Raw genomic sequence first — 21,897 nt, forward strand, 5'->3', positions numbered from 1 at the left:
CACCCCGTCAGCCGTCGGCTGCAAGGCGGCGCAGCTCTTTCTTGACAAGCTCCAGCTCGCTGCGCAGCAGGCTCAGTTCGGCGCGCAGGTCGTTTTGCAGCAGCTCGCCTGCAACCAGCGTCAGGCTGCCAAGCTGCCGGGCGTCGGGCCGGGGCGGTTCGCCCTCGGCACCCTGATCCTCGACCAGCAGAAAACTTTGCACCCCGTCCGACAGCCGGCCGGTCGGGATGCCGACCGCGACATGCCAGTGCCCCTTGGCCTCGGGCTTGATCTGCGCCTCTGCCACCCGGCAGCCCATATGGACAAGCACCAGCCGTCCCGGCCGTTCGTCACGGCGGATCACGCCTTGCCAGATGCCGCCCTTCAACTCATGGGATTCAAAGTCGCTCATAGAGATGCCTTTACTCAGAACTCGGCCCGCAGGTGGCGGGAAAGGAACAATTCACGGATATCTACTGCATTCATACGGGGGGATTCAAAGATCAGATCCAGCCAGATCTTTTCCAGCCGCTTTTCGTTCATGGGCGTGTAGGCAAGGTCGAACTCGATTACCTGCTGACCGAACTGACCGGGCTGCAAACCGCCAACATGCAGCGTCATGTCATCGGTGTTCGGCCCATGGCCGATGTTTAGGCGGGCATAGATGTTCAGCGGACGCTCGACCCGGATGCTGGTTTCAAGCCGCACGACATGGCCGCGGGTCAGGCCCAGCAAGGCCGCGGTCGGCAGGTCGACAGACATCGACAGGAAACTGCCCGCGAAGCCAAACACCTCCAGCCGGACGCCAAAGGGCGACAGGTCGCTGGCGCCGGTGTTGGCTATCTGTTCAATGATCAGTGCTTTTTCCGGGCAATCGTGCCATACCGCCACGCCTTCGCCCAGCTGGGCGCCGTTTTCGGGCTCGGCCACACCATGGGGCGAAACCGGGGCAGCCATGAATTCAGGCCGCCAGCGCCAGTCGGTGCCGCCGGGCAGGTGCAGCGCGTCAAGTGCCGCGCGCGACCTTGCCGCGCGTTCATCAGCCCGGATCAGAAAACGGTCGAGGCGGCTTCGCAAGGCTATCGCATCGTCGCGCAGATGCCGCAAACTGGCTGAGCTGAGCGTGCCTACCCCGTTACCCAGACGGGTCCATTGTTGAAGTGCCCGCTCGCGGACCCTGCGTTCCAACCATTTGTCTGGACGTATTGCCATACTGGTTCCTGTCACTGATCCATTTTTACATGGGCTTCAGCCGCCATGCCCTTAGGGGCGGTGACTGCGCAATCACGTCGTGCTCTGCCATCCTTCCATCGCGCAGTACCTGCACATGCGGCATTGCCCAGGGTAAGACAGCTCGACGTGAACGGCTTGTTGATGCGGAGGATTTTCAATGGCGTTGTCCCTAGGCTTGGCTCTGGATAGGGCCGGTGAGCCGCTGCGGCAAGGGGCCTTTCAGGGTTTAGCGCGTCGCAGCGTCCAGTCGGGCGGCCATGATCAGGTCATTCCGGGTCACGCCCCCTGCTGAATGGGTCGAATAGGTGATCCGGGCAAAGCCCCAGCCAAAGGCGATATCGGGATGGTGCCCGGCCGCCTCGGCCTGCCATGCGGCCAGATTGGCGAGCTGTGCGGCTTGTTTGAAGTTCCTGAAGCGCCATTCCCGGTGGATGGCCTTGCCGTCTTGGGCCAGTTGCCAATCGGGCAGGGCGGCTATCGCCTTGTCCAGCTCATCGGGGGTTAGCGCCGGGGCGCCATCTACGATCCTGCCCTTGTCCAGTCCGGTCATCAAAGCCTCCGTCACAGGATCGGCGCGGCCAGCGCGAGAAGGTTGTTGCGCAGTCGTCTCCAGACCGACCAGCTGCGAATCTCGTCAAGTTCCAGCGGACGCGAACGGTCAATATAGCCGTCCTGACGCTCGTCCAGTCGTTCGGTGATGTCGCCGCCCAGAAACAGCATGTTCATCTCGTAATTCAGCTCAAAGCTGCGGCGGTCCATATTGGCACTGCCAAGCATCACCATGCGACCATCGGCGGTGATGATCTTGGAATGCAAAAGACCGCCCTGAAACAACCGCAGCTTTACCCCGGCTGAGACGAGCCCATAGTAAAAGCCCTCGGAAGTTGCCTGCACGACCAGCGAATCATTACGCTCGGGCAGGATCACCGTCACGTCGACGCCCCGCCGTGCCGCCATGCGGATCGCCGAATCAAGCGAGCTGTCGGGCACATAATAGGGGGTGGTGATGACCAGCCGTTCACGCGCGGCATGGATCATCGTCACCATGCAATCCGATAGCGAACCGCGCCGCTCATCAGGACCGGTGGCGACGACCTGCGCCACCTCGCCCGGGGCGGTGACCGGACGGGTCATGCGTAACATCTCGCCCAGATCCTCGCCCGTATAGCTCATCCAGTCCTGTAAGAAGACCGCCTGCATCTGGCGCACCACTGGACCTTCGATGGCCAGAAAGACGTCGATCCAGGGTGCGTAACGCGGCTTGATGGCAAAGGCGCGGTCGGCGCAGTTCCGGCTGCCGGTAAAGCCAAGGATGTGGTCGATCACCACGATCTTGCGGTGATTGCGCAGGTCCATGCGCTGAAACAGCATCCCGATTACCGGGATCCTCAGCGGCAGGGCGATAACGCATTCAACACCCGCCTCTTTCATTCGTGCCCATGCCTCTGAGCGGCTGAAGGCGCGCGAGCCGAAAGCGTCGATGATCGCGCGTACCTTGACGCCACGCTGGGCGGCACGGATCGCGGCCTCGGCCACCTGACGGCCCGAAGGATCGTCAAGCCAGATATAGAACAGCATGTGGACGTGATCGTTTGCCCCGTCGATCGCCTCGACAAGGGCCGAGATGGCGCTGTCATCCTCGGGCAAAAGGGCGGCGCGGTTGCCGGCGACGGCGGCAAAACCGGTCGTGGCCCGATTCGCCTTGATGACCGGCGCGGCAAAATCGGGCAGGGTTTTCAGCTCTTCGGGGCTTGGCTGCCACAGGCCGGAAAGATGCGAGCGGACGTTCGCCATCGTCTCGGCCTCGGCGCCGCGAATGCGAATCTCGCCAAAAAGCAGATAGGCCAGAATGCCGATCAGGGGCACCAGTTCGATCACCAAAAGCCATGACAGACGGACTGTCGGCTCAAGCTGGGGTCGCAGCAGCACGCGGACCGAGACGGTCAGCGCAGCTACGTAATGCATGAACACAAGGGCTTCAGTCCACATGATTGCATCAAAGCCCGGACAGGCCGGAATTGCAATTCGGCACCGCTTTGCCTATCTGACGGCCTTGAACGCAGCGCAGGGGGCCCGCCGATGAACTGGATTACCAATTATGTCCGTCCGCGCATCAATTCGCTGTTCTCGCGGCGCGAGGTGCCCGAGAATTTGTGGACGAAATGCCCGGAATGCGGAACCATGCTGTTCCACCGTGAATTGGCGGACAACCTGAATGTCTGCACCAATTGCGATCACCACCTGGCGATCAGCCCGCGCCGGCGCTTTGCCGCGCTGTTTGACGGCGGTGTCTTTAATGAGGTCAAGGTGCCCGAGCCGATCACCGATCCGCTGGGTTTTCGCGACCAGAAGAAATATCCCGACCGCATGAAGGCTGCCCAGAAAAGCACGGGCGAGAAAGAGGCGATGCTGGTCGCCGAGGGCGAGATGGGCCGCACCCCCATTGTCGCCGCCGCACAGGACTTTTCCTTTATGGGCGGCTCAATGGGCATGTATGTCGGCAACGCGATCATCGCGGCGGCCGAGCGGGCAGTAAAGCTCAAGCGTCCCCTGGTTCTTTTCTCGGCCGCTGGTGGCGCGCGGATGCAAGAGGGAATTCTTAGCCTGATGCAGATGCCGCGCACCACGGTTGCAGTGCAGATGCTGAAAGAGGCGGGGTTGCCCTATATCGTCGTCCTGACCCATCCGACGACCGGCGGCGTCACTGCATCTTATGCGATGCTGGGTGATATCCAGATTGCCGAGCCGAACGCCCTGATCTGTTTTGCCGGCCCGCGCGTGATCGAGCAGACCATCCGCGAAAAGTTGCCCGAAGGCTTTCAGCGCGCCGAATATCTGCTTGAGCACGGGATGCTGGACCGCGTCACCCACCGCAAGAAGCTGCGCGAAGAGCTGATCTCGATCCTGCGCATGCTGGGCGGGTTGCCCGCTCCGGTCGCGGCGGATCTGCCTGCGCCGGGCAATCTTTCGGCTGATCAGGACCAGCCCGCCGGGGCTGACGAGCAGTCCGCTTAAGCGATGGCCAGATCGCGATGATCTCGTCCGACGCTATCCTCGCGCGGCTTATGCAGCTGCATCCCAAGGTCATCGACCTGTCGCTGGACCGGATGCACCGCATCCTTGGCGCTTTGGGCAACCCCGAGCGCCGCATCCCGCCCGCGATCCATATTGCCGGGACCAATGGTAAAGGCTCGACTCAGGCAATGATCCGCGCCGGGCTGGAGTCCGCTGGCAAGCGTGTGCATGCCTATACCTCGCCGCATCTGGCGCAGTTTCATGAGCGCATCCGCCTTGCCGGTTCGCTGATCTCTGAGGCGGATCTGGCCGCGACGCTTGAGGAGTGCGAGGCCGCGAACGGCGGTGAGCCGATCACCTTTTTCGAAATCACCACAGCGGCTGCCTTTCTTGCCTTTTCGCGCGTGCCTGCTGATTATACGCTGCTGGAGGTCGGGCTTGGCGGTCGGCTGGATGCAACCAATGTGATCGAGAACCCGGCGCTGACGGTGATTACTCCGGTCAGTATCGACCACACCCAGTATCTGGGCGAGACGCTGGCCGATATCACCGGCGAAAAGGCTGGTATTCTCAAGCGCCGCGTGCCTTGCATCGTTGCGCCGCAGGACCCGGCTGCCCGCGAGGTGATCGAGCAAAAAGCCGAGCGCCTGTCCGCCCCCCTGCGCATCGGCCGTCAGGACTGGGAAAGCCGGCGCGAGGGGACGAGCCTGATCTATCAGGACGATCATGGGCTGATGGATCTGCCCTTGCCGAACCTGCCCGGGCCGCATCAGATCGTGAACGCTGGCACGGCGATTGCTGCGCTGCGCGAGCTTGGTTTTGGCCGTATCGAAGCCCGCGCCGCCGTGACCGAGGCCGAATGGCCGGCCCGCATGCAGCGCCTGCAGTACGGCCCGTTGATCGAGGCGGCGGGCTCGTGCGAGCTTTGGCTTGACGGTGGCCATAACCCGGCGGGCGGAGAGGCCGTGGCCGCGACCCTTGCCGCAATGTCGCGCAAGCCGACGCATCTGATCTGCGGGATGCTGAACACCAAGGATGTCACAGGCTATATGCGCCCGCTTGCTGGTGTGGCGCAAAGCCTGACCGCCGTGACTATCCCGGGTGAGCCGAACACGCTGTCCGCAGAAGAAACCGCCGTGGCCGCTGCCTCGGTCGGTCTTTCGGCCGCGACCGCAGCGGATACGCTGACGGCGGTACAGCGGCTGGCGGTGGACCAGCCGGGTGCGCGTATCCTGATCTGCGGCTCGCTTTACCTTGCGGGGCAGGTGCTGCGCGAGAACGGCTAGGCGCGCCGCCCCCAATCGGCGTCGCGCATCTCGCGCAGGCGGCTTGCAGTACGCTCGAACTCAAAGGCACCTTCTCCCTCGGCGTAAAGCCGTTCGGGTTCGTCGGCTGCGCTGGCAATCAGCCGCACCCGGGCTTCGTACAGCGCGTCGATCAATGTGACAAAGCGCTTGGCCTCGTTATAGTTCGACTGCGACAGGCGCGGGATCGCGTCGATGAAAAGCAGATCCAGCGCCTCGGCGATGGCAAGGTAATCGCCCGGACCCAGCGGCTTGCCGCAAAGATCCCAGAAACTTGCGCGCGCCATGCGGCCGGTATGCTCGGGCAGTTCGACTTTGCGTCCCTTGACTTCAAGGATCAGCGGAGAGCTTGCCGCGCCACCGATCTCGGCCTGCCACAGCGCGTCCATCTGTTCGTGGGCTTCGGCATCGGCGGGGATGAACCAGACCTGCCCGCCCTCATCACGGTTCTGGCGGTGATCGGTGGCGCTGGCCAGCTCGACTACGTCAAGCCGATCGCGGATCAGCCCGATGAAGGGCAGGAAAAGCTGACGGTTCAGCCCGTTCTTGTACAGATCCTCGGGCACCCGGTTCGATGTTGTGACGACCGTGACCCCTTTGTCAAAAAGCACCTGAAACAGCCGCCCGACGATCATCGCATCCGCGATATCGGTGATCTGCATCTCATCAAAGCAAAGCAGCTGCGCGCTTTTCGCGACTTTCTCGGCTACCGGGCGAACGGTGTCCTGCTGTCCGGTCTTGCGCACCTCTTCCAGTGCTGCCTGGATCTCTTGCATGAATTCGTGAAAGTGCACCCGGCGTTTGGCCGTCAGGGGCGCGGCTTCCATAACCAGATCCATCAGCATGGACTTGCCGCGCCCAACCCCACCCCAAAGGTAAACCCCTTTGACCTGGCGGGCAGGCGCGGGGGGCGCGCTGCGCACCCGGGCAACCCAGCCGGTCTTGTGGGTGATGGGTTGTGGCGACTGGCCCAGTTCACGCACGACGCGGTCCAGCATCGGCAGAACGCCACGCTGGGCAGAGTCCGGTTCCAGTTGCCCCGCTGTAACGCGGGCCTCGTAAAGTTCGGATACGCTTACCATATCCGCCCCCTGCCAAAGAAAGGACCGGCCCGCAAGGGCCGGTTCCGGATTTCCTGTGAATTTTTCTAAGGTTCAGCGACCGCGGCGCTGGAAGGCGCCGCGCGGATCGGGTCCACCGCGGCCCAGCCAGTTCTGCGTGACCAATGCGATGTGGTTCACGATCTGCACGCGCTGTGTCTGGCCCCTGGCGTCTGCTGCATCGCCTGCCTGTCCGACAAGCGCGGGCAGTTCGGCCTTGATCGGCTGAGGCTCGGTCAAAGCGGCCCCGGTGCGGGCGTCAAAGACCTGAACGGTGTAGTGGATGTTATGCACGCCCGAGCTTTGCAGGTTCTCGCGCACCACCGGAGTGATGGCGTGGAACTGGCTTAGCGTTGCGACGATGCGGACCCGGTTCTTGCCGCGCAGGCCTGACGCACCCTTTTCGATACCTTCCTTGACGATGGCCGCGACCTGCGCGCGACGGTCTCCGGCCGGTTCCCCATGCCAGACGATATCGAAATCGGGGACATAGGTGTTCTGCTCGCTGGTGGTCAGGGTCTCGGGCACGGCGACCTCGACCGAGGCCACACGCCAGTTCGCGGTCTGAGCCGGATCTAGCTGTTCATAGGCGGTTTCCCAGGTGGTGGCGCAACCGGCAAGGCCGAACGCCAGACCCAGCGCCAGAATGGCGGGTTTCAACATGGGTGATCCTCATTGAGACGTGATTGATGAATCGCGGGTCGCATGCGCCAGCCTCCAGACATTGCGTCAAGGCCCTTTGGCATGACCCTGATCATACAATCAGTACGGATCAGAAAAGCGCCTCCCACAAAGGGCACCGCTTGCGCCGCCCTTTGGCCGGGGAAATTATTCCACGGCCTTCGTCAAGGATAATCCTGTATTTCCAGTACGCAAGCGATTCCTGCATGACTCGGAAAGGGGTTCAGCGCACCCTGCCTGGCAGTCAGTGTAGTCTTTCTTAGACGATGGACTGGTTGCGTGTCTCGGCCCGGATAAAAAGCGTGCCGATGGCCGCAAGCAGCAGCAGCGCAGCAAAGATGCCGATGGCGGTGCCAAAGTCGCGCACTGCAACATAACTCATGAGCGACGGCGCCAGGAGCCCGCCCACCCGGGCCACCGCGCTGGCAGTGCCCATGCCGGTGCCGCGCAGGCCGGTCGGATAAAGCTCGGGGGTATAGGCGTAAAGCGCACCCCATGTGCCAAGCAGCGCAAAGCTCATCAGCAGCAGCGACACCGCGACCAGCCACGGGTTCCCCGCAACGGTGAACAGCAGGCAGCCCGCCGCGCTGAGCAGCAGGAATATCTGCAAGGTCGGCTTTCTGCCCCAGCTTTCGACGCCGTGCGCCGCCAGCGCGTAACCCGGCAGCTGCGCCAGCGCCATCAGCACCAGAAAGCCGTAGCCACGCACAAAGCCAAAGCCGCCCTTGGCAAGCTCTGCCGGCAGCCAGACAAACACCCCGTAATAGGAGAGCGACACCAGAAACCACGCCGCAAAGATCCCAAGGCTGCGGTTGCGCAATTCGGGCCCAAAGAGCCGGGCCTCGACAGGGGCGGCGGCTGGTACGACAAGGCGGGTGTCAGAGGGCAGGGCGCGCGCGCCATTCGCGGTCAGGACACGGTTTACGACATCACGCGCCGCGATTTCGTCACCTTTGCGCAGCAGATACATAGGTGATTCCGGCACCCAGAGACGCAGCCAGATGCCGATCAGCGCCGGCAGGGCAGCGACGGCAAATATCCAGCGCCAGGGTTCGGCTGCGCCCGCCAGATGTGCGACCCATGCCGCCAGCGCGATGATGATGGTACCCACGGCCCAGAATCCCTCCAGCCAGACCAGCCAACGCCCCCGGTTCCGGGGCGGCAGGAACTCGGCCATCATCGCGTAATCGACGGGCAGGGTTCCCCCGACCGCCATGCCGGTCAGAAAGCGCAGCAGCATCAGCGACCAGAAATCGGGGGCAAAGACCGAGGCGAGGCCAAAGACCGCGTCGCATCCGACGGTCAGCAAAAGCACGTTGCGCCGCCCGATACGGTCCGCGATGCGCCCAAACAGCGTCGCACCCGCGAACATGCCCAGAAAGAACAGCGTACCCGTTTGCAGCGCCTGCGGCACGGTCAGGCCAAAGCTTGCCGCGATCGAGGCGACGGTAAAGCCGATGGCGATGACCTGCATAGCGTCAGCTGCCCAGACCAGCCCAAAAATCCCCAGCAGGCGTTGTTGAAAACGGCCCGCGCCGCCCTGGCTCAGAGCTTCGTCAAGGGTCAGGTTCATGACCGGCCTCCGCTATTTTCGATGGGAAAGTGTTGCGACATGGGCCGCGATGTCCATAGAAAAACGCCCTTGCGCGGGAGGTTTGGCGCAAGGTGATGCGTTTTGCTGACGCCCCTGACAGAGAGCGGTCAGGCACCCTCTTCGGCGGCCATGCTGCGGTTCTGGCGCCACAGATCGGGGGTCGTGCCCTCGGCCTCACGAAAGACGCGGATCAGGTGCGACGCGTCGCAGAAGCCGGTTTCTTCGGCGATCCGGGTAACGGTGCGGTCGGTGCGCGCCAGCAGCATCCGCGCCTGTGCGAGCCGGATGCGGATCGAGGCATCGGCGGGCGGGATGCCTAGATCGGCGTTGAAATGCCGTTCCAGCTTTCGCCGCCCGACGCCCAGATCGCGGGCAATGCGGGCAATGGGCAGTGGGGCATGCAGGTTTTGCTGCATCGCCAGCAGAGCACGGCGAACAAGGGGGTCGTGGGCGTTCAGCTCCAGTGGCAGGCCGGGCTGGGGGCGGTCGCCCTCCATCGGTTCGTCGATCATCAGGATCGACAGTGCCTTGCGTGCTGCCGCGCGGCCAAGGTGACGGTCGACCAGAAAGGCCGCCAGATGCGCGGCGCTGACCCCGCCCGAGCAGGACAGCCGGTCGCGGTCCACGACAAAGATCTGATCCGAGACCGGGCGCATTTTTTCGAATTCGGCCAGAAAGTCCTGATGATGGAACCAACTGACGCAGCAGCGATAGCCGTCCATCAGCCCGATGCGGGCCAAGGCAAAGACGCCTGTGCAAAGCCCGCCAAGCGCGACCCGTGCCGCAGCGGCCCGGCGCAGGAAGGTGACCTGTTCAGGCGACAGGCCGGGGCCTCCGTCGATAAGCCCGCCCACGGTGACGATATAGTCAAAGCGGGCCGGATCGCCCAACCGCTCATCAGGTTCGATGCGCATGCCGCACGAGGACTGCACCGGTGCCATGTCGGGCGACAGCACCCGCCAGCGGCAGCGGATCGGGCGCGAACCATCGCCGTCGTCTGCTGCCAGCCGCAGCACGTCCACGAAGGTTGCAAAGGCTGACAGCGTAAAGCGCGGCGTCAGCAGAAAGCCGATGCGCAGCCGGGGTTGGTTGGGATCAGGCGAAGAGGCATGTTCAGACATTGACGTGATTCACCAATAGATGACGTCGCAATCATGCCATATTTTATTTATTTAGGAAGAGCCGCCGCGCGATCAGGCGAAAGGCGGAAAAAGGACCGGCAGCCACGGGGTTGCCGGTCCGGGTTCGCGCTTACAGCGGATGATCGCCCGTGGCGTCGATCACGCCCGTGGGCAGCCCCAGCTCGCCCAGCAGTTCAAGGAAGGGACGGGCGGGCATGTCTTCGACGTTGACCATCTTTTTCACATCCCAGATGCCGCGCGCGACAAGGATGGCCGCCGCGACCGGCGGCACACCCGCCGTGTAGCTGATGCCCTGGCTGCCCACCTCGTTATAGGCGTCCTTGTGGTCGGCGACGTTGTAGATGAACACCTCGCCCGGCTTGCCGTTCAGCGTGCCCTTGACCAGATCGCCGATGCAGGTCTTGCCTTCGTAATCGGGCGCAAGGCTCGCCGGGTCGGGCAGCACGGCCTTGACCACTTTCAGTGGCACGACCTCAAGACCTTCGGCAGTTTTGACCGGCTGTTCGGATAGCAGTCCAAGGTTCTTCAGCACGGTGAAGACGTTGATGTAATGATCGCCAAAGCCCATCCAGAAGCGGACATCCGCCTGGGGATAACGCGCGGAAAGGCTGTGTACCTCGTCATGGCCTGACAGATAGGCGGTGCGCTTGCCGACCACCGGCAGATCCCATTCGCGGCCGACCTCGAACATCTTGTTCTGACGCCATTCGCCGCCCTGCCACGAATAGACCGTGCCGGTGAATTCGCGGAAGTTGATCTCGGGGTCAAAGTTCGTGGCGAAATAGCGGCCATGCGAACCGGCGTTGATGTCCACGATGTCGATCGAGTCGATTTTGTCGAAATATTCATCCTCGGCGAGGCGCGCATAGGCGTTGACCACACCCGGGTCAAAGCCCGCGCCCAGAATGGCGGTGACCCCGGCCTTTTCGCAATCTTCGCGGCGCTTCCATTCGTAGTTGGCATACCAAGGCGGCGTTTCGCAGATCTTGGCCGGGTCTTCGTGAATGGCGGTGTCGAGATAGGCTGCACCGGTCTCGATACAGCCCTGCAATACCGTCATGTTGATAAAGGCCGAGCCGACGTTGATGACGATTCCCGCGTCGATCTTGCGGATCAGATCGGCGACAGCCTTGCTGTCCATGGCGTCAAGCCCATGGGCGGTGAATTCGACCTCATGGCCCTTTTCACGAATGCTCGCGATGATCTTATCGGCTTTGGAAGGTGTTCGGCTGGCAATATGCAGCGTTCCGAATTCCTTGGCATTCTGCGCCACCTTATGCGCGACCACCTGGGCGACGCCGCCGGCGCCGATGATGAGCACGTTCTTGGCCAATTCAGTCTCCTTTTCGGGGCTGGGAAAGGGGATGGCTTGCGCCTGATCAGGACAGGCTGGCTTTGTAATCGTCGTAAGAGAACCGGCGAACCTCGCGGATCGTTCCGTTCTCGTCGCGAATGGCGATTGCGGGCATTGCGACGCCGTTGAACCAGTTCTTTTTAACCATGGTATAGCCGCCTGCGTCTGCGATGCTGATCCGATCGCCGACCTTCAGCGGCTCGGCAAAGCGGCCCTCGCCAAAGATATCGCCTGCAAGGCAGGTCTTGCCTGCGATCTGATAGACATGCGCGCCGTCCTGCGGCAGTTTCGCTGTTTCGCGGTAAATCAGCAGGTCGAGCATATGCGCCTCGATGCTGCTGTCCACGATGGCGACGTCCTTGCCGTTGTGGATCAGGTCAAGCACAGTCACCTCAAGCGAGGTCGAACGGGTGATGCTGGCCTCGCCCGGTTCAAGATAGACCTGCACGCCGAATCGCTGCGAAAAGGCCTTCAGCCGGTCGGCCAGCCGGTCCAGCGGATAGCCTTCGCCGGTAAAATGGATGCCGCCGCCAAGGCTGACCCAGTCAAGCTTTTCCAGGAAGGCGCCGAATTCGCTTTCGATCCGGCCAAGCTGGGCGTCAAAGAGGTCGAAATCGCCGTTTTCGCAATTATAGTGGATCATCACGCCGCTGATGCGGTCCAGCGCCTGTTCAAGCCGGCCAAGATCCCATTCTCCAAGGCGGGAAAAGGGGCGTGCCGGATCGGCCAGATCAAAGCCCGAGGTCGAAAAGCGCGGATTCAGCCGCAGCCCCATGGTGATGCCGCGTTCAGCCGCTTTGGCCCCAAAACGGTCAAGCTGGCCCAGGCTGTTAAAGATGATCTTGTCGGCGTAACCCAGCGCCTCGTCGATTTCGTGATCGGCCCAGGCGACTGAATAGGCATGGGTTTCCTTGCCGAATTCCTCATGGCCAAGCCGCAGCTCGAACAGGCTGGACGAGGTGGTGCCGTCCATGAACTCGCGCATAAAGTCGAAGGCCGACCAGGTTGCAAAGCATTTCAGCGCCAGCAGGCATTTCGCACCCGAGCGTTCACGCAGGCGTTGGACGCGCTCCATGTTCACGCGCAGCCGGGCGAGGTCGATCACGTAATAGGGGGTCTGCAGATCGGACATGGCGCTGGTCCTCTGGGTCTGGCGACCGTGAAAGCTGAAACGAAGGGCTCATTTAGGGCCACGCGCCGCATTTCGCAAGAAAGCGTGACGGCCGCGTGACGACAGATCAGCGCAATCGGACCGGCTGGCCGGTGCGCACCGATTCATCAGCCGCCAGACAGACGGCCAGCGACGAGACTGCGTCCTGCATGTGACGCGACAGATCCATGTCCTCGGTGATGGCGCGGGCCATGAAAGCGGCCTCGGCATCGCAAAGCTCTTGATGGCCCGGCTCTCCCTGCATCGAGATATCCTGATCAGGTTCGCCGACCCGGTGCAGGCGCAGGGTCGAGGTGCGGGTGTGGGTGTCGATATCGTCCGAACGCGCATCTTCGGGCATGCGGATGCTGACCGCGCCGCGCGGGCTGACCACATCTTTTACGAAAAATGCGGCATCGGACATCATCGGCCCCCAGCCGGCCTCATACCAGCCAAGCGAGCCGTCCTCGAACAGCACCTGGAAATGGCCATAGTTATACATGTCCGGCCCGATTTCGTCCGAGAGGCGGAGCCCCATGCCGCGGACCTCAACCGGCGCGGCATCGGTGATCTGGCACATGACATCGACATAATGCACGCCGCAATCAACGATGGGCGGTGTCGTGTGCATCAACGCCTTGTGCACCTGCCAGGTGGGACCCGAGCTTTGCTGGTTCAGGTTCAGGCGGAACACATAGGGGCCGCCAAGTGCCCGTGCCTCGGTGATCAGGCGCTGCCAGCTGGGATGGTGGCGCAGGATATATCCGACGACCAGTTTGCGCCCGGTATCTTGCGCGCATTCGACGACGCGGCGGGCATCCTCGACCGTGGTGGCCAGCGGCTTTTCGACAAAGACATGCGCCCTGGCCCGCAGCGCGGCCAGCGCATATTCGGCATGGCTGTCGGAATAGGTGGCGACGACCACGACATCCGGCCGCAGGCGCCGCAGCGCTTCGTGATAATCCTGGCTTTGCGGAATGGCGGCCAGTTCCGGCGGCAGTTCGACCGGAGAGCGGTTGACGAGGCCGACGATCTCGGCCCCCGGCTGCTTCAGCCACGCAACCGCATGGCTGCGTCCCATATTGCCCAGACCTGCGACCAGAACCCGCATGGCTTAGTCGTCCACGATCGAGAGGATCTTGGGCAGGGCGGGGCAGGGCAAGAGCTGGTTGCGTGCCACATCCGCCAGCGTATGGTTGTGCAGGAACACATAGACATGTGCCGACAGGCTTTCCCACAGCCGGTTCGACAACGTCTGCGCCCGCGAGCCCGAGACGCCGCCCGACACGCCCGCCCCGACATGCAGCGCGCTGACGGTTTCGTCCACCGCTTCCAGCACATCGGCGACGCGGATGGTTTCAGGCGCTCGGGCCAGACGATAGCCGCCGCCGGGGCCGCGCACGGAATCGACCAGGCCCGCGCGGCGCAGGCGTACAAACAGCTGCTCAAGGTAGGGCAGCGAGATGTCCTGACGACGCGAGATTTCCGCCAGCGAGGTCAGATCATCGCCCTGGGCTGTGGCCAGGTCGACCAAGGCGACCATTGCATAACGCCCCTTGGTGGATAGTTTCATCTTGCATCTCCTCCTGGCGCAAACGGATTGACGAGGCGCTAACCAAAGGCTAATCGGCCACCGCCGTCTTTGAATGCGTCTTGCCTATGACGGGCGCGCTTCCCAGATTGACGATCTAGAGCCGCGCCGCCACAGGGTCAAGAAACCCGAGTTTCAAAGGAAGCCCATGCCTGAACTGATTTTCCCCGGTCCCGAAGGTCGTCTTGAGGGGCGCTATCACGCGCAACCCAATCCTGATGCCCCCATCGCCATCGTTCTGCACCCGCATCCGCAATATGGCGGGACGATGAACAACAGGGTTGTTTATAACCTTCACTATGCCTTCCATCGCATGGGCTTTACCGTCATGCGGTTCAACTTCCGCGGCGTCGGCCGCAGCCAGGGAGAATTCGATCAGGGCGTCGGCGAGCTGTCGGACGCGGCGGCCGCGCTGGACTATCTGCAGGCGATGAACCCGAACTCCAAGCACTGCTGGGTCGCGGGCTTCAGCTTTGGCGCCTGGATCGGCATGCAGCTGCTGATGCGCCGGCCCGAGATCACCGGCTTTATCTCGGTCGCGCCGCCCGCGAACATGTATGATTTTTCGTTCCTTGCGCCTTGTCCGTCCTCGGGGCTGATCATCAACGGTACTGTTGACCGCGTCGCTCCGCCCAAGGATGTTCACGCGCTGGTCGGCAAGCTGCGCGAGCAAAAGGGCATCACCATCACCCATGAGGAAATCGAGGGCGCGGACCACTTCTTCCGCGATGACGAAGTCCACATGAAGCCGATGATCGAGACGGTTCAGGCCTATGTCCGCCGCCGCCTGACTGAAACCACGCGCTGACACTTGCGGGGCCGGGCTGCTGGTCCCGGCCTTCGCTGCCACCGGAGGCTTTGCACATGTCCGATCTGACCCGGCGTTTTGCCTTTCTGGTCGAGGCTGACCGCCTGAAATCGGTCGAGCGGGCGAATGTGCTGATGAACCTGTCGCGGCCCGAGAACAGCGCCGAGCACAGCTGGCATGTCGCGCTGTACGGGTTGGTCTTTGGCGCCTCGGATCGCGCCATCGCAATGCTTTTGCTGCATGATCTGGTCGAGATCGACACCGGCGACCATCCAATCCATCTGGCCCATGACGCTGCCGCCGTTCATGCCGCAGAAGACGCTGCGGCGCGCCGGCTTTTCGGCATGTTCCCGGGTGGCGAGGACGCACTGGCGCTGTGGCGTGAATTCGAGGCGGGCGAAAGTGCGGATGCCCGCATGGCCAAGCGGATGGATCATGTCCAGCCGCTGTTTCAGGTACTTTGCGCGCCTCGGCCCTTGCCCGATCACGTCACCATCGTTCGTGACAATATGGCTTCGGGTCGCGCCAAAAGGCTGTGGACCGAATGGCCCGAAGTGATGGCCGCGGCCGGGGCCATGCTGGCCGGGCAGACACCCGGGGGTGAGCTTGCCCAACGTCTGGACTTTCTGGCCGAGGCTGACCGGCTGAAATCGGTCCTGCGGGCCAGCCTGCTTTGCGATGCCTCGCGACGTGAAAACAGCGCCGAACATAGCTGGCACCTGGCACTTTATGCGCTGGTCATGGCGGCACATGCCGGGCCGGGGGTCGATATCGGCCGGGTGATCCGCATGCTTTTGCTGCATGATCTGGTCGAGATTGACACCGGCGACGTGCCAATCCACTCGCAAAACGGCCAGGCACATCACAGCGAGGCGCAGCTTGCTGCCGAAGAGGCGGCCGCCCGACGCATCTTTGGTCTTTTGCCCGAGGCTCAGGGGCGCGAGCTGCATGCCCTCTGGGCTGAGTTCGAGGCCAATGAGACCCCGGATGCGGTCTTTGCCAAATCGCTCGACCGGGCTCAGCCGGTGATGCAGAACATCGCGTCAGGTGGCGGGACCTGGGCTGAATACCGCGTGACCTATACCCAACTGGTCGAACGCGTGGGTCAGCGCATCGACCGCGGCGCGCCCGCGCTGTGGTCATGGCTGAGCGAAAGCGCGCGGGTCTATTTCGGGGTCTGAAACCTGTTCGCCCCGATCTGTATGCAATCGCATACCGGGCTTTCCTTTCGTCAGGAATGCGGCTATAGGGCTGCGAGCCGAATCCTAATCGAAGGGACCACCCATGTCGAAGATCAAGGTAGAGAACCCCGTCGTCGAGCTTGACGGCGACGAGATGACCCGGATCATCTGGGACTTCATCAAGAAGAAGCTGATCCTTCCCTATCTGGACATCGACCTGAAATATTACGACCTCGGCATCGAAGAGCGTGACCGTACCGAGGATCAGATCACTGTTGATGCGGCCGAGGCGATCAAGAAATACGGCGTTGGCGTGAAATGCGCCACCATCACGCCGGATGAGGCACGCGTTCAGGAATTCGGCCTGAAAAAGATGTGGAAATCGCCGAACGGCACTATCCGCAACATCCTGGGTGGGGTGATCTTCCGCGAACCGATCATCTGCCGCAACGTGCCGCGTCTGGTGCCCGGCTGGACCCAGCCCATCGTCGTCGGCCGTCACGCCTTTGGCGATCAGTACAAGGCGACCGACTTCCGCTTCCCGGGCAAGGGCAAGCTTACGATCAAATTCGTCGGCGATGACGGCGAGGTGATCGAGCATGAGGTTTATCAGGCGCCCGGCGCCGGCGTCGCCATGGCGATGTACAACCTTGACCAGTCGATCATCGACTTTGCCCGCGCCTCGATGAACTACGGTCTGAACCGTGGCTACCCGGTCTATCTGTCGACCAAGAACACCATCCTGAAAGCCTATGACGGCCGCTTCAAGGACCTGTTCCAAAAGGTCTATGAGGAAGAGTTTGAAGCCGAGTTCAAGAAAAAGGGCATCCATTACGAACACCGTCTGATCGACGACATGGTCGCCTCGGCGATGAAATGGTCGGGCGGTTATGTCTGGGCCTGCAAGAACTACGATGGTGACGTGCAGTCCGACACCGTCGCGCAAGGTTTCGGCAGCCTTGGCCTGATGACCTCGGTCCTGATGACCCCGGATGGGAAGATCGTGGAATCCGAAGCTGCTCATGGTACCGTGACCCGGCACTATCGCGAGCATCAGAAGGGTAACCAGACCTCGACCAACTCGATTGCTTCGATCTTTGCCTGGACCGGCGGTCTGAAGCATCGCGCCAAGCTCGACAACAACGAGGCGCTGATGAACTTTGCCAGGACGCTGGAGAAGGTTACCGTCCAGACCGTCGAGGATGGTTTCATGACCAAGGACCTCGCCCTGCTGGTCGGTCCGGATCAAAAATGGCTGACCACCATGGGTTACCTGGAAAAGGTCGACGAATATCTGAACAAGGCGCTGGCGGGCTGATCCGTCGGACATGGGGAAAGGGCCGGGTTGATCCCGGCCCTTTTTCTTTGGCGGCGCGCCTTGTTGCGAAGAAGTTTCCCGATTTGGCGCGAAGCAGCTTAACAGTCGCTCCGGCTTGGCGTATGGGAGGGGCGAGGCATTATCCCGGAGGCCCGCCATGAAAGCTGCCGTCATCACCTTTCCCGGATCGAACTGCGACCGTGACCTTGCCGTCGCGCTGGAACAGGCAGGGGCCAAGGTGACACGGGTCTGGCACAAGGACGAGGCGCTGCCCGGGGGCATTGATCTGGTCGCCGTGCCCGGCGGCTTTTCGTTCGGGGACTACCTTCGCTGCGGCGCCATTGCAGCGCATTCGCCCATCGCCAATGCGGTCCGCACCCATGCGGCGCGCGGCGGCTATGTGCTGGGTATCTGCAACGGCTTTCAGGTCCTGACTGAACTGAACCTTCTGCCCGGTGCACTGATGCGCAATGCCGGGCTGCGCTTTATCTGCCGCGAGGTTGAGCTGAAGGTAGCAACCGCGCAAAGCCCCTTTACCTCGGCCTATGCGGCGGGGACGGCTATCCGCCTGCCGGTTGCGCATCACGACGGCAATTATCAGATTGATGCCGAAGGGCTTGCCGTGTTGAAGGATCAGGACCGTATCGCCTTTACCTATGCGCCGGGCATCAACGGCTCGGTCGCCGATATTGCCGGTGTGCTGTCGGAAAATCGCCGGGTGCTGGGCATGATGCCGCACCCTGAACGTGCTGTTGACGCGACCCATGGCGGTACGGACGGGGCAGGGCTGTTTGCCTCGCTGATGCGTGAGCTGGTCGCAGCCTGACTTGAGCCGCGATCCTTCGCGCACTAGACTGCACCGGTCCCGGAAGGGGGCGGTCTCGGAGGCGCATGCAAGAGGATGACGAATCCACCAGATACCCGGAAGGCAGGTCAAGCCTGACCAGTCGCTGGGGTCTGCGCGGCGTCATTGCCGTACTGCTGATCGTCGCTGCGGCAACGGTCTGGTTTACTAACGCCTGGCTGACGGCAAGATTTTCCGAAACCACCCGGGTCCGGACCGAACTGCGCTCGGCACTGTATATCGGCAACCTTCTGTCGGAATTGCAGCGTACCTCGGTGGTGCCGCTATTGCTGGCGCGCGACCCTGCGCTGATCTCGGCCCTGTCGGGCAATGATTTCTCGGGCACCTCGGCGCGGCTGATCTCGGCGCAAAAGGAAATCGCGGCTGCTTCGATCAAGCTGCTGGATGCTTCGGGCCGGGTGGTCGGCTCAACCGACCGCAACCTGATCGGCACGAATTACGTGCAGGAGCCGTTCTTTGTCGAGGCGCTGCGTTCAAAGGATACGGTGTTTACCGTCTCATCCTCGCCGCAGGGGGCCTATGAATTCACTTACTCCCGTACGGTCGTTGCTGATGGGCGAACGCTGGGCGTTGTGGTCGTTGGGGCGGATCTGACCCGGCTGGTGCGGTCCTGGGCAGGGATCTCGGACGCGATTGCTGTTACCGACAGTGAGGGGCAGATTATCCTGTCCACTGAGCCGCGCTGGCGCGGGCTGACACTGCCCGAGGCGCTGGCGGTACGCTCGGCCCCTTCGGCAATCGCGCGGGCTTTTCAGGTCACGGCGGATTGGGCCGCACCCCCGGCCGATGCCTATGTCAAAGGACGTGCGGTGATGCAGGCCGAGACCCGCATCCCCTTCCGCGGCTGGAAGATGATCGCCTTTACCACCTATGAATCGGTGCGCGAGCGGGTGAACGCGGTGCTGGCCATGGTGATCATGGGTTTTGCCATCCTGCTGGCGGCGGTCTTTTACCTGTTCTCGCGTCGGGCGCGGGTGGAATCGGCGGCATGGATGCGCGAATCGGCCGATCTGCGGGCGCTGAACGCGCGGCTGACCCGCGAGATTGCCGAACGTGAGCGCATGCAACGCGAGCTGCGCGTCGCCGAACAGACCGTGCAACAGTCAAGCAAACTGGCCGCCCTGGGCGAGATGTCGGCGGGCGTCAGCCATGAGCTGAACCAGCCCCTTGCCGCGATGAAGACCTATCTGGCTGGCGCGCGCCTGTTGTTGCAGCGCGGCCGGGCCGAAGAGGCGCTGTCTAGCTTTCAGCGGATTGACGATCTGGTCGAGCGTATGGGCGCCATCACGCGCCAGCTGAAATCCTTTGCACGCAAGGGCGGCGAGGCGTTTGAGCCGGTCGATTTGCGCGTTGCGCTATCCGGCGCGCTGGTGATGATGGAGCCGCAGCTGCGTTCCCGCACCATTCGGTTGCAGCGCAATATCCCGCGTTATCCGGTAATGGTCTATTGCGACCGCATCCGGCTTGAGCAGATCATCATCAACTTGCTGCGCAACGCCGTCGATGCGATCAAGGACGTTCGCGACCCGGCAATCGAGATCACCGTCAGCTCGGGCTCTCACGCATTCTTGTCCGTACGCGACAATGGGCCGGGTGTATCGGATCTGGAAAATCTGTTTGAACCATTTTTTACCACAAAAAAGCCCGGAGAGGGAACCGGGCTGGGTCTGGCGATTTCTTCTGGGATTGCCGCTGATTTCGGAGGGCGTCTGACAGCGCATAACGCCTCGGACGAAGGGGGAAGCGGCGCCGTATTCGAATTAGAGCTGCCGCTGCACGATCCCGGCCAGCAACCGGGAAAGCAGCAACTGGCGGCAGAATGATAAAAATGAGGTAAGGGCCCATGAGCCGCACGTTGAAGATAGCCGTTGTCGATGACGAACCCGACATGCGTGAATCGATCAGTCAGTGGCTGGCGCTGTCAGGCTTTGACACCGAAACCTTTGCCAGCGCCGATGAGGCGCTGAAGATGATCGGCGCCGACTGGCCGGGGGTCGTGATCTCGGATATCCGTATGCCGGGCATGGACGGAATGGCTTTCCTCAAACGCCTGATGAATATAGATTCCGGTCTGCCGGTCATCGTCATCACCGGCCATGGCGATGTGCCGATGGCGGTTGAGGCGATGCGCATCGGCGCCATGGACTTCATGGAAAAGCCCTTCAACCCCGAGCGCCTGACCGAGCTGGTCAAGAAAGCGACGCAGGCGCGTCGTATGACGCTGGACAACCGTGCCCTGCGCCGTGACCTGTCCGAAGGCCAGCAGGTCATGTCCAAACTGATCGGCACCAGCCCGGTCATGGACCGCCTGCGCGAGGATATCCTTGATCTGGGGCAGGCCGACGGCCATGTGCTGATCGACGGCGAGACCGGCACCGGCAAGACGCTGGTTGCTCATGCGCTGCATGCCGTGGGGCCGCGCGCGTCCAAGAAATTCGTGCCGATTTCCTGCGCTGCCTATAATGACGAGATTCTGGCGGCAAAGCTGTTCGGCCCCGTTGAAAGTGGCCTGCCCGCAGTTGAAGAGGCGCGCGGCGGCACCCTGTGCCTTGAAGATATCGAGGCGCTGTCGGACCCGCTGCAGGCCCGGCTTTTGGCCTTTATCGCCGATCAGGGCACCCCGGCCGAGACGCGGATCATCGCCATTTCGAATGCGCGTGGTGAGGGGCGGCGGGCCGAGGATTCGCTGCGTCCCGACCTGTTCTACCGGCTGACCGCGCTTAAGATCACCTTGCCGCCGCTGCGTTCGCGAGGCGAGGATATCCTTGCGCTCTTTACCCGCATGACCGAACAATTTGCCGAGGAGTACGGTTGCGAGCCGCCGCAGGTCACCGCGCAAGAGGCGGCGCAGCTTTTGCAGGCTCCATGGCCGGGCAACGTGCGTCAGCTTATCAATGTCGCTGAGCGTGCCGTTCTGCAAAACCGCCGTGGCTCGGGGTCGATCGCCTCGCTCTTGATGGCGGATGGTGAGGATATGCAGCAGGCCACCACGACCGAGGGCAAGCCGCTGAAAGAATATGTCGAAAGCTTTGAAAAAATGCTGATCGACAACACCATGCGCCGTCACAAGGGCAGTATTGCCGCAGTCATGGACGAACTGTGCCTGCCGCGTCGTACGCTGAACGAAAAGATGGCGAAATACGGGCTGAGCCGCAGCGATTACCTCTAGGCGGGCCCGGCTGTCCGGGCGGCTGGATCTGTCCTGAGCAGGGCAGGGCGCCGCCCATTCGGGGGCCAAACGGGGCCTGGGCCAAAAACAGATTGTATCTGCGTGCCCTTCCCCGCTATCTTGCCCCTGTAGGGCGGGGCGCCTTCAATTTACGGACGCCCCCTCTTGCCAGTTTCGCAGCGCGCCAGCCAGCCGCGACACGTATGACGTGCCGGTGGTGTCCCGCGCGGGAAAATCTGCCCATGCCCTGTCGGGCCTCTGGGCAATCGTGATCGCCGCCCTTTAGCCGCGCAAGCGGCAAGGGGCCAAGAAAGGTAAACAGACGCGATGGATCGCGCAGCGCAGCTTGATCGGCAACGGTGGCAGGGGAAAACCCTGACCGCCGCGATTGCTGCTGGCCGCGCGGCTTTCGC

Annotated in this window: 20 protein-coding genes; 8 read left to right on the forward strand and 12 right to left on the reverse strand. The window is 62.5% G+C overall.

The genetic code is table 11. The features are described 5' to 3' along the window. Positions 1-7: 7 nt before the first annotated feature. The 4 genes from PARACOCCUSGL_RS0114845 to cls form a co-directional block, all read right to left on the reverse strand. The gene (locus tag PARACOCCUSGL_RS0114845) at positions 8-391 is read right to left on the reverse strand and encodes a hypothetical protein (RefSeq protein ID WP_010398134.1); all 384 of its coding nucleotides are present in this window, start codon (positions 389-391) and stop codon (positions 8-10) included. 14 nt (positions 392-405) lie between these two features. Further along, entirely contained in the window at positions 406-1,191 is a 786-nt protein-coding gene (locus tag PARACOCCUSGL_RS0114850; RefSeq protein WP_010398136.1) for a DUF6478 family protein, read from the reverse strand. Between the two features lie 247 nt (positions 1,192-1,438). Then, positions 1,439-1,762, reverse strand: a complete 324-nt coding sequence (locus tag PARACOCCUSGL_RS0114855) for a 4a-hydroxytetrahydrobiopterin dehydratase (protein WP_010398137.1) — start codon at positions 1,760-1,762, stop codon at positions 1,439-1,441. Between the two features lie 11 nt (positions 1,763-1,773). Beyond that, positions 1,774-3,201, reverse strand: coding sequence for a cardiolipin synthase (cls, locus tag PARACOCCUSGL_RS0114860; protein ID WP_010398140.1), 1,428 nt, complete (start codon positions 3,199-3,201; stop codon positions 1,774-1,776). Between the two features lie 90 nt (positions 3,202-3,291). On the opposite strand from cls, the gene accD reads away from it, so the two are divergent. Together accD and PARACOCCUSGL_RS0114870 are read left to right on the forward strand one after the other, a co-directional pair. Further along, on the forward strand, positions 3,292-4,227 hold the full coding sequence (gene accD, locus PARACOCCUSGL_RS0114865) for an acetyl-CoA carboxylase, carboxyltransferase subunit beta (protein WP_010398143.1): 936 nt from the start codon (positions 3,292-3,294) through the stop codon (positions 4,225-4,227). A gap of 17 nt (positions 4,228-4,244) precedes the next feature. After that, the gene (locus PARACOCCUSGL_RS0114870) at positions 4,245-5,513 is read left to right on the forward strand and encodes a folylpolyglutamate synthase/dihydrofolate synthase family protein (protein WP_010398145.1); all 1,269 of its coding nucleotides are present in this window, start codon (positions 4,245-4,247) and stop codon (positions 5,511-5,513) included. On the opposite strand, the gene zapE is transcribed toward PARACOCCUSGL_RS0114870, so the two are convergent. The 8 genes from zapE to PARACOCCUSGL_RS0114910 form a co-directional block, all read right to left on the reverse strand. Further along, the gene (gene zapE / locus PARACOCCUSGL_RS0114875) at positions 5,510-6,613 is read right to left on the reverse strand and encodes a cell division protein ZapE (protein WP_010398148.1); all 1,104 of its coding nucleotides are present in this window, start codon (positions 6,611-6,613) and stop codon (positions 5,510-5,512) included. The two genes, PARACOCCUSGL_RS0114870 and zapE, sit on opposite strands and share 4 nt — an antisense overlap. 72 nt (positions 6,614-6,685) lie before the next feature. Beyond that, positions 6,686-7,294 (reverse strand): DUF6778 family protein, encoded by a 609-nt coding sequence (locus tag PARACOCCUSGL_RS0114880; protein WP_010398150.1) that lies wholly within the window; start codon positions 7,292-7,294, stop codon positions 6,686-6,688. A 277-nt stretch (positions 7,295-7,571) separates the two neighbouring features. Then, on the reverse strand, positions 7,572-8,885 hold the full coding sequence (locus tag PARACOCCUSGL_RS0114885; RefSeq protein ID WP_010398152.1) for an MFS transporter: 1,314 nt from the start codon (positions 8,883-8,885) through the stop codon (positions 7,572-7,574). 128 nt (positions 8,886-9,013) lie between these two features. Next, the gene (locus PARACOCCUSGL_RS0114890) at positions 9,014-10,027 is read right to left on the reverse strand and encodes a GlxA family transcriptional regulator (RefSeq protein ID WP_010398153.1); all 1,014 of its coding nucleotides are present in this window, start codon (positions 10,025-10,027) and stop codon (positions 9,014-9,016) included. Positions 10,028-10,157: 130 nt separating this feature from the next. After that, complete coding sequence (locus PARACOCCUSGL_RS0114895) at positions 10,158-11,381, reverse strand: saccharopine dehydrogenase family protein (RefSeq protein WP_010398155.1); 1,224 nt, start codon at positions 11,379-11,381, stop codon at positions 10,158-10,160. 46 nt (positions 11,382-11,427) lie between these two features. Further along, positions 11,428-12,534 (reverse strand): carboxynorspermidine decarboxylase, encoded by a 1,107-nt coding sequence (nspC, locus tag PARACOCCUSGL_RS0114900; protein ID WP_010398156.1) that lies wholly within the window; start codon positions 12,532-12,534, stop codon positions 11,428-11,430. Between the two features lie 106 nt (positions 12,535-12,640). Further along, on the reverse strand, positions 12,641-13,663 hold the full coding sequence (locus PARACOCCUSGL_RS0114905; protein ID WP_010398158.1) for a Gfo/Idh/MocA family protein: 1,023 nt from the start codon (positions 13,661-13,663) through the stop codon (positions 12,641-12,643). Between the two features lie 3 nt (positions 13,664-13,666). After that, entirely contained in the window at positions 13,667-14,125 is a 459-nt protein-coding gene (locus PARACOCCUSGL_RS0114910; RefSeq protein WP_010398162.1) for an Rrf2 family transcriptional regulator, read from the reverse strand. A gap of 166 nt (positions 14,126-14,291) precedes the next feature. On the opposite strand from PARACOCCUSGL_RS0114910, the gene PARACOCCUSGL_RS0114915 reads away from it, so the two are divergent. From PARACOCCUSGL_RS0114915 to PARACOCCUSGL_RS0114940, 6 genes are all read left to right on the forward strand, one after another. Then, the gene (locus PARACOCCUSGL_RS0114915) at positions 14,292-14,951 is read left to right on the forward strand and encodes an alpha/beta hydrolase (RefSeq protein ID WP_010398164.1); all 660 of its coding nucleotides are present in this window, start codon (positions 14,292-14,294) and stop codon (positions 14,949-14,951) included. A gap of 56 nt (positions 14,952-15,007) precedes the next feature. After that, positions 15,008-16,132 carry an HD domain-containing protein gene (locus PARACOCCUSGL_RS0114920; protein ID WP_010398166.1) on the forward strand — a complete coding sequence of 375 codons (1,125 nt, stop codon included), beginning with the start codon at positions 15,008-15,010 and terminating at the stop codon, positions 16,130-16,132. Positions 16,133-16,235: 103 nt separating this feature from the next. Next, the gene (locus PARACOCCUSGL_RS0114925; RefSeq protein WP_010398169.1) at positions 16,236-17,450 is read left to right on the forward strand and encodes an NADP-dependent isocitrate dehydrogenase; all 1,215 of its coding nucleotides are present in this window, start codon (positions 16,236-16,238) and stop codon (positions 17,448-17,450) included. 157 nt (positions 17,451-17,607) lie between these two features. Beyond that, entirely contained in the window at positions 17,608-18,276 is a 669-nt protein-coding gene (purQ, locus tag PARACOCCUSGL_RS0114930) for a phosphoribosylformylglycinamidine synthase subunit PurQ (RefSeq protein ID WP_010398171.1), read from the forward strand. 65 nt (positions 18,277-18,341) lie between these two features. Next, positions 18,342-20,138, forward strand: coding sequence for an ATP-binding protein (locus tag PARACOCCUSGL_RS0114935; RefSeq protein WP_010398172.1), 1,797 nt, complete (start codon positions 18,342-18,344; stop codon positions 20,136-20,138). A gap of 20 nt (positions 20,139-20,158) precedes the next feature. Next, positions 20,159-21,484: a sigma-54 dependent transcriptional regulator gene (locus PARACOCCUSGL_RS0114940; RefSeq protein ID WP_010398174.1), complete on the forward strand. Its 1,326-nt coding sequence runs from the start codon at positions 20,159-20,161 to the stop codon at positions 21,482-21,484. The last annotated feature ends 413 nt before the right edge of the window (positions 21,485-21,897 follow it).

Origin of the sequence: Paracoccus sp. TRP (assembly GCF_000185925.1) — a bacterium.
Classification (GTDB): domain Bacteria; phylum Pseudomonadota; class Alphaproteobacteria; order Rhodobacterales; family Rhodobacteraceae; genus Paracoccus; species Paracoccus kondratievae.

Coding starts and splice junctions, on each gene's coding strand:
- PARACOCCUSGL_RS0114925 (WP_010398169.1), top strand. CDS start 16,236: ATGTCGAAGATCAAGGTAGAGAACCCCGTCGTCGAGCTTGACGGCGAC.
- PARACOCCUSGL_RS0114855 (WP_010398137.1), bottom strand. CDS start 1,762: ATGACCGGACTGGACAAGGGCAGGATCGTAGATGGCGCCCCGGCGCTA.
- PARACOCCUSGL_RS0114890 (WP_010398153.1), bottom strand. CDS start 10,027: ATGTCTGAACATGCCTCTTCGCCTGATCCCAACCAACCCCGGCTGCGC.
- PARACOCCUSGL_RS0114920 (WP_010398166.1), top strand. CDS start 15,008: ATGTCCGATCTGACCCGGCGTTTTGCCTTTCTGGTCGAGGCTGACCGC.
- accD (WP_010398143.1), top strand. CDS start 3,292: ATGAACTGGATTACCAATTATGTCCGTCCGCGCATCAATTCGCTGTTC.
- purQ (WP_010398171.1), top strand. CDS start 17,608: ATGAAAGCTGCCGTCATCACCTTTCCCGGATCGAACTGCGACCGTGAC.
- PARACOCCUSGL_RS0114905 (WP_010398158.1), bottom strand. CDS start 13,663: ATGCGGGTTCTGGTCGCAGGTCTGGGCAATATGGGACGCAGCCATGCG.
- PARACOCCUSGL_RS0114880 (WP_010398150.1), bottom strand. CDS start 7,294: ATGTTGAAACCCGCCATTCTGGCGCTGGGTCTGGCGTTCGGCCTTGCC.
- nspC (WP_010398156.1), bottom strand. CDS start 12,534: ATGTCCGATCTGCAGACCCCCTATTACGTGATCGACCTCGCCCGGCTG.
- PARACOCCUSGL_RS0114870 (WP_010398145.1), top strand. CDS start 4,245: ATGATCTCGTCCGACGCTATCCTCGCGCGGCTTATGCAGCTGCATCCC.
- PARACOCCUSGL_RS0114935 (WP_010398172.1), top strand. CDS start 18,342: ATGCAAGAGGATGACGAATCCACCAGATACCCGGAAGGCAGGTCAAGC.
- PARACOCCUSGL_RS0114850 (WP_010398136.1), bottom strand. CDS start 1,191: ATGGCAATACGTCCAGACAAATGGTTGGAACGCAGGGTCCGCGAGCGG.
- cls (WP_010398140.1), bottom strand. CDS start 3,201: ATGTGGACTGAAGCCCTTGTGTTCATGCATTACGTAGCTGCGCTGACC.
- PARACOCCUSGL_RS0114885 (WP_010398152.1), bottom strand. CDS start 8,885: ATGAACCTGACCCTTGACGAAGCTCTGAGCCAGGGCGGCGCGGGCCGT.
- zapE (WP_010398148.1), bottom strand. CDS start 6,613: ATGGTAAGCGTATCCGAACTTTACGAGGCCCGCGTTACAGCGGGGCAA.
- PARACOCCUSGL_RS0114845 (WP_010398134.1), bottom strand. CDS start 391: ATGAGCGACTTTGAATCCCATGAGTTGAAGGGCGGCATCTGGCAAGGC.
- PARACOCCUSGL_RS0114910 (WP_010398162.1), bottom strand. CDS start 14,125: ATGAAACTATCCACCAAGGGGCGTTATGCAATGGTCGCCTTGGTCGAC.
- PARACOCCUSGL_RS0114940 (WP_010398174.1), top strand. CDS start 20,159: ATGAGCCGCACGTTGAAGATAGCCGTTGTCGATGACGAACCCGACATG.
- PARACOCCUSGL_RS0114915 (WP_010398164.1), top strand. CDS start 14,292: ATGCCTGAACTGATTTTCCCCGGTCCCGAAGGTCGTCTTGAGGGGCGC.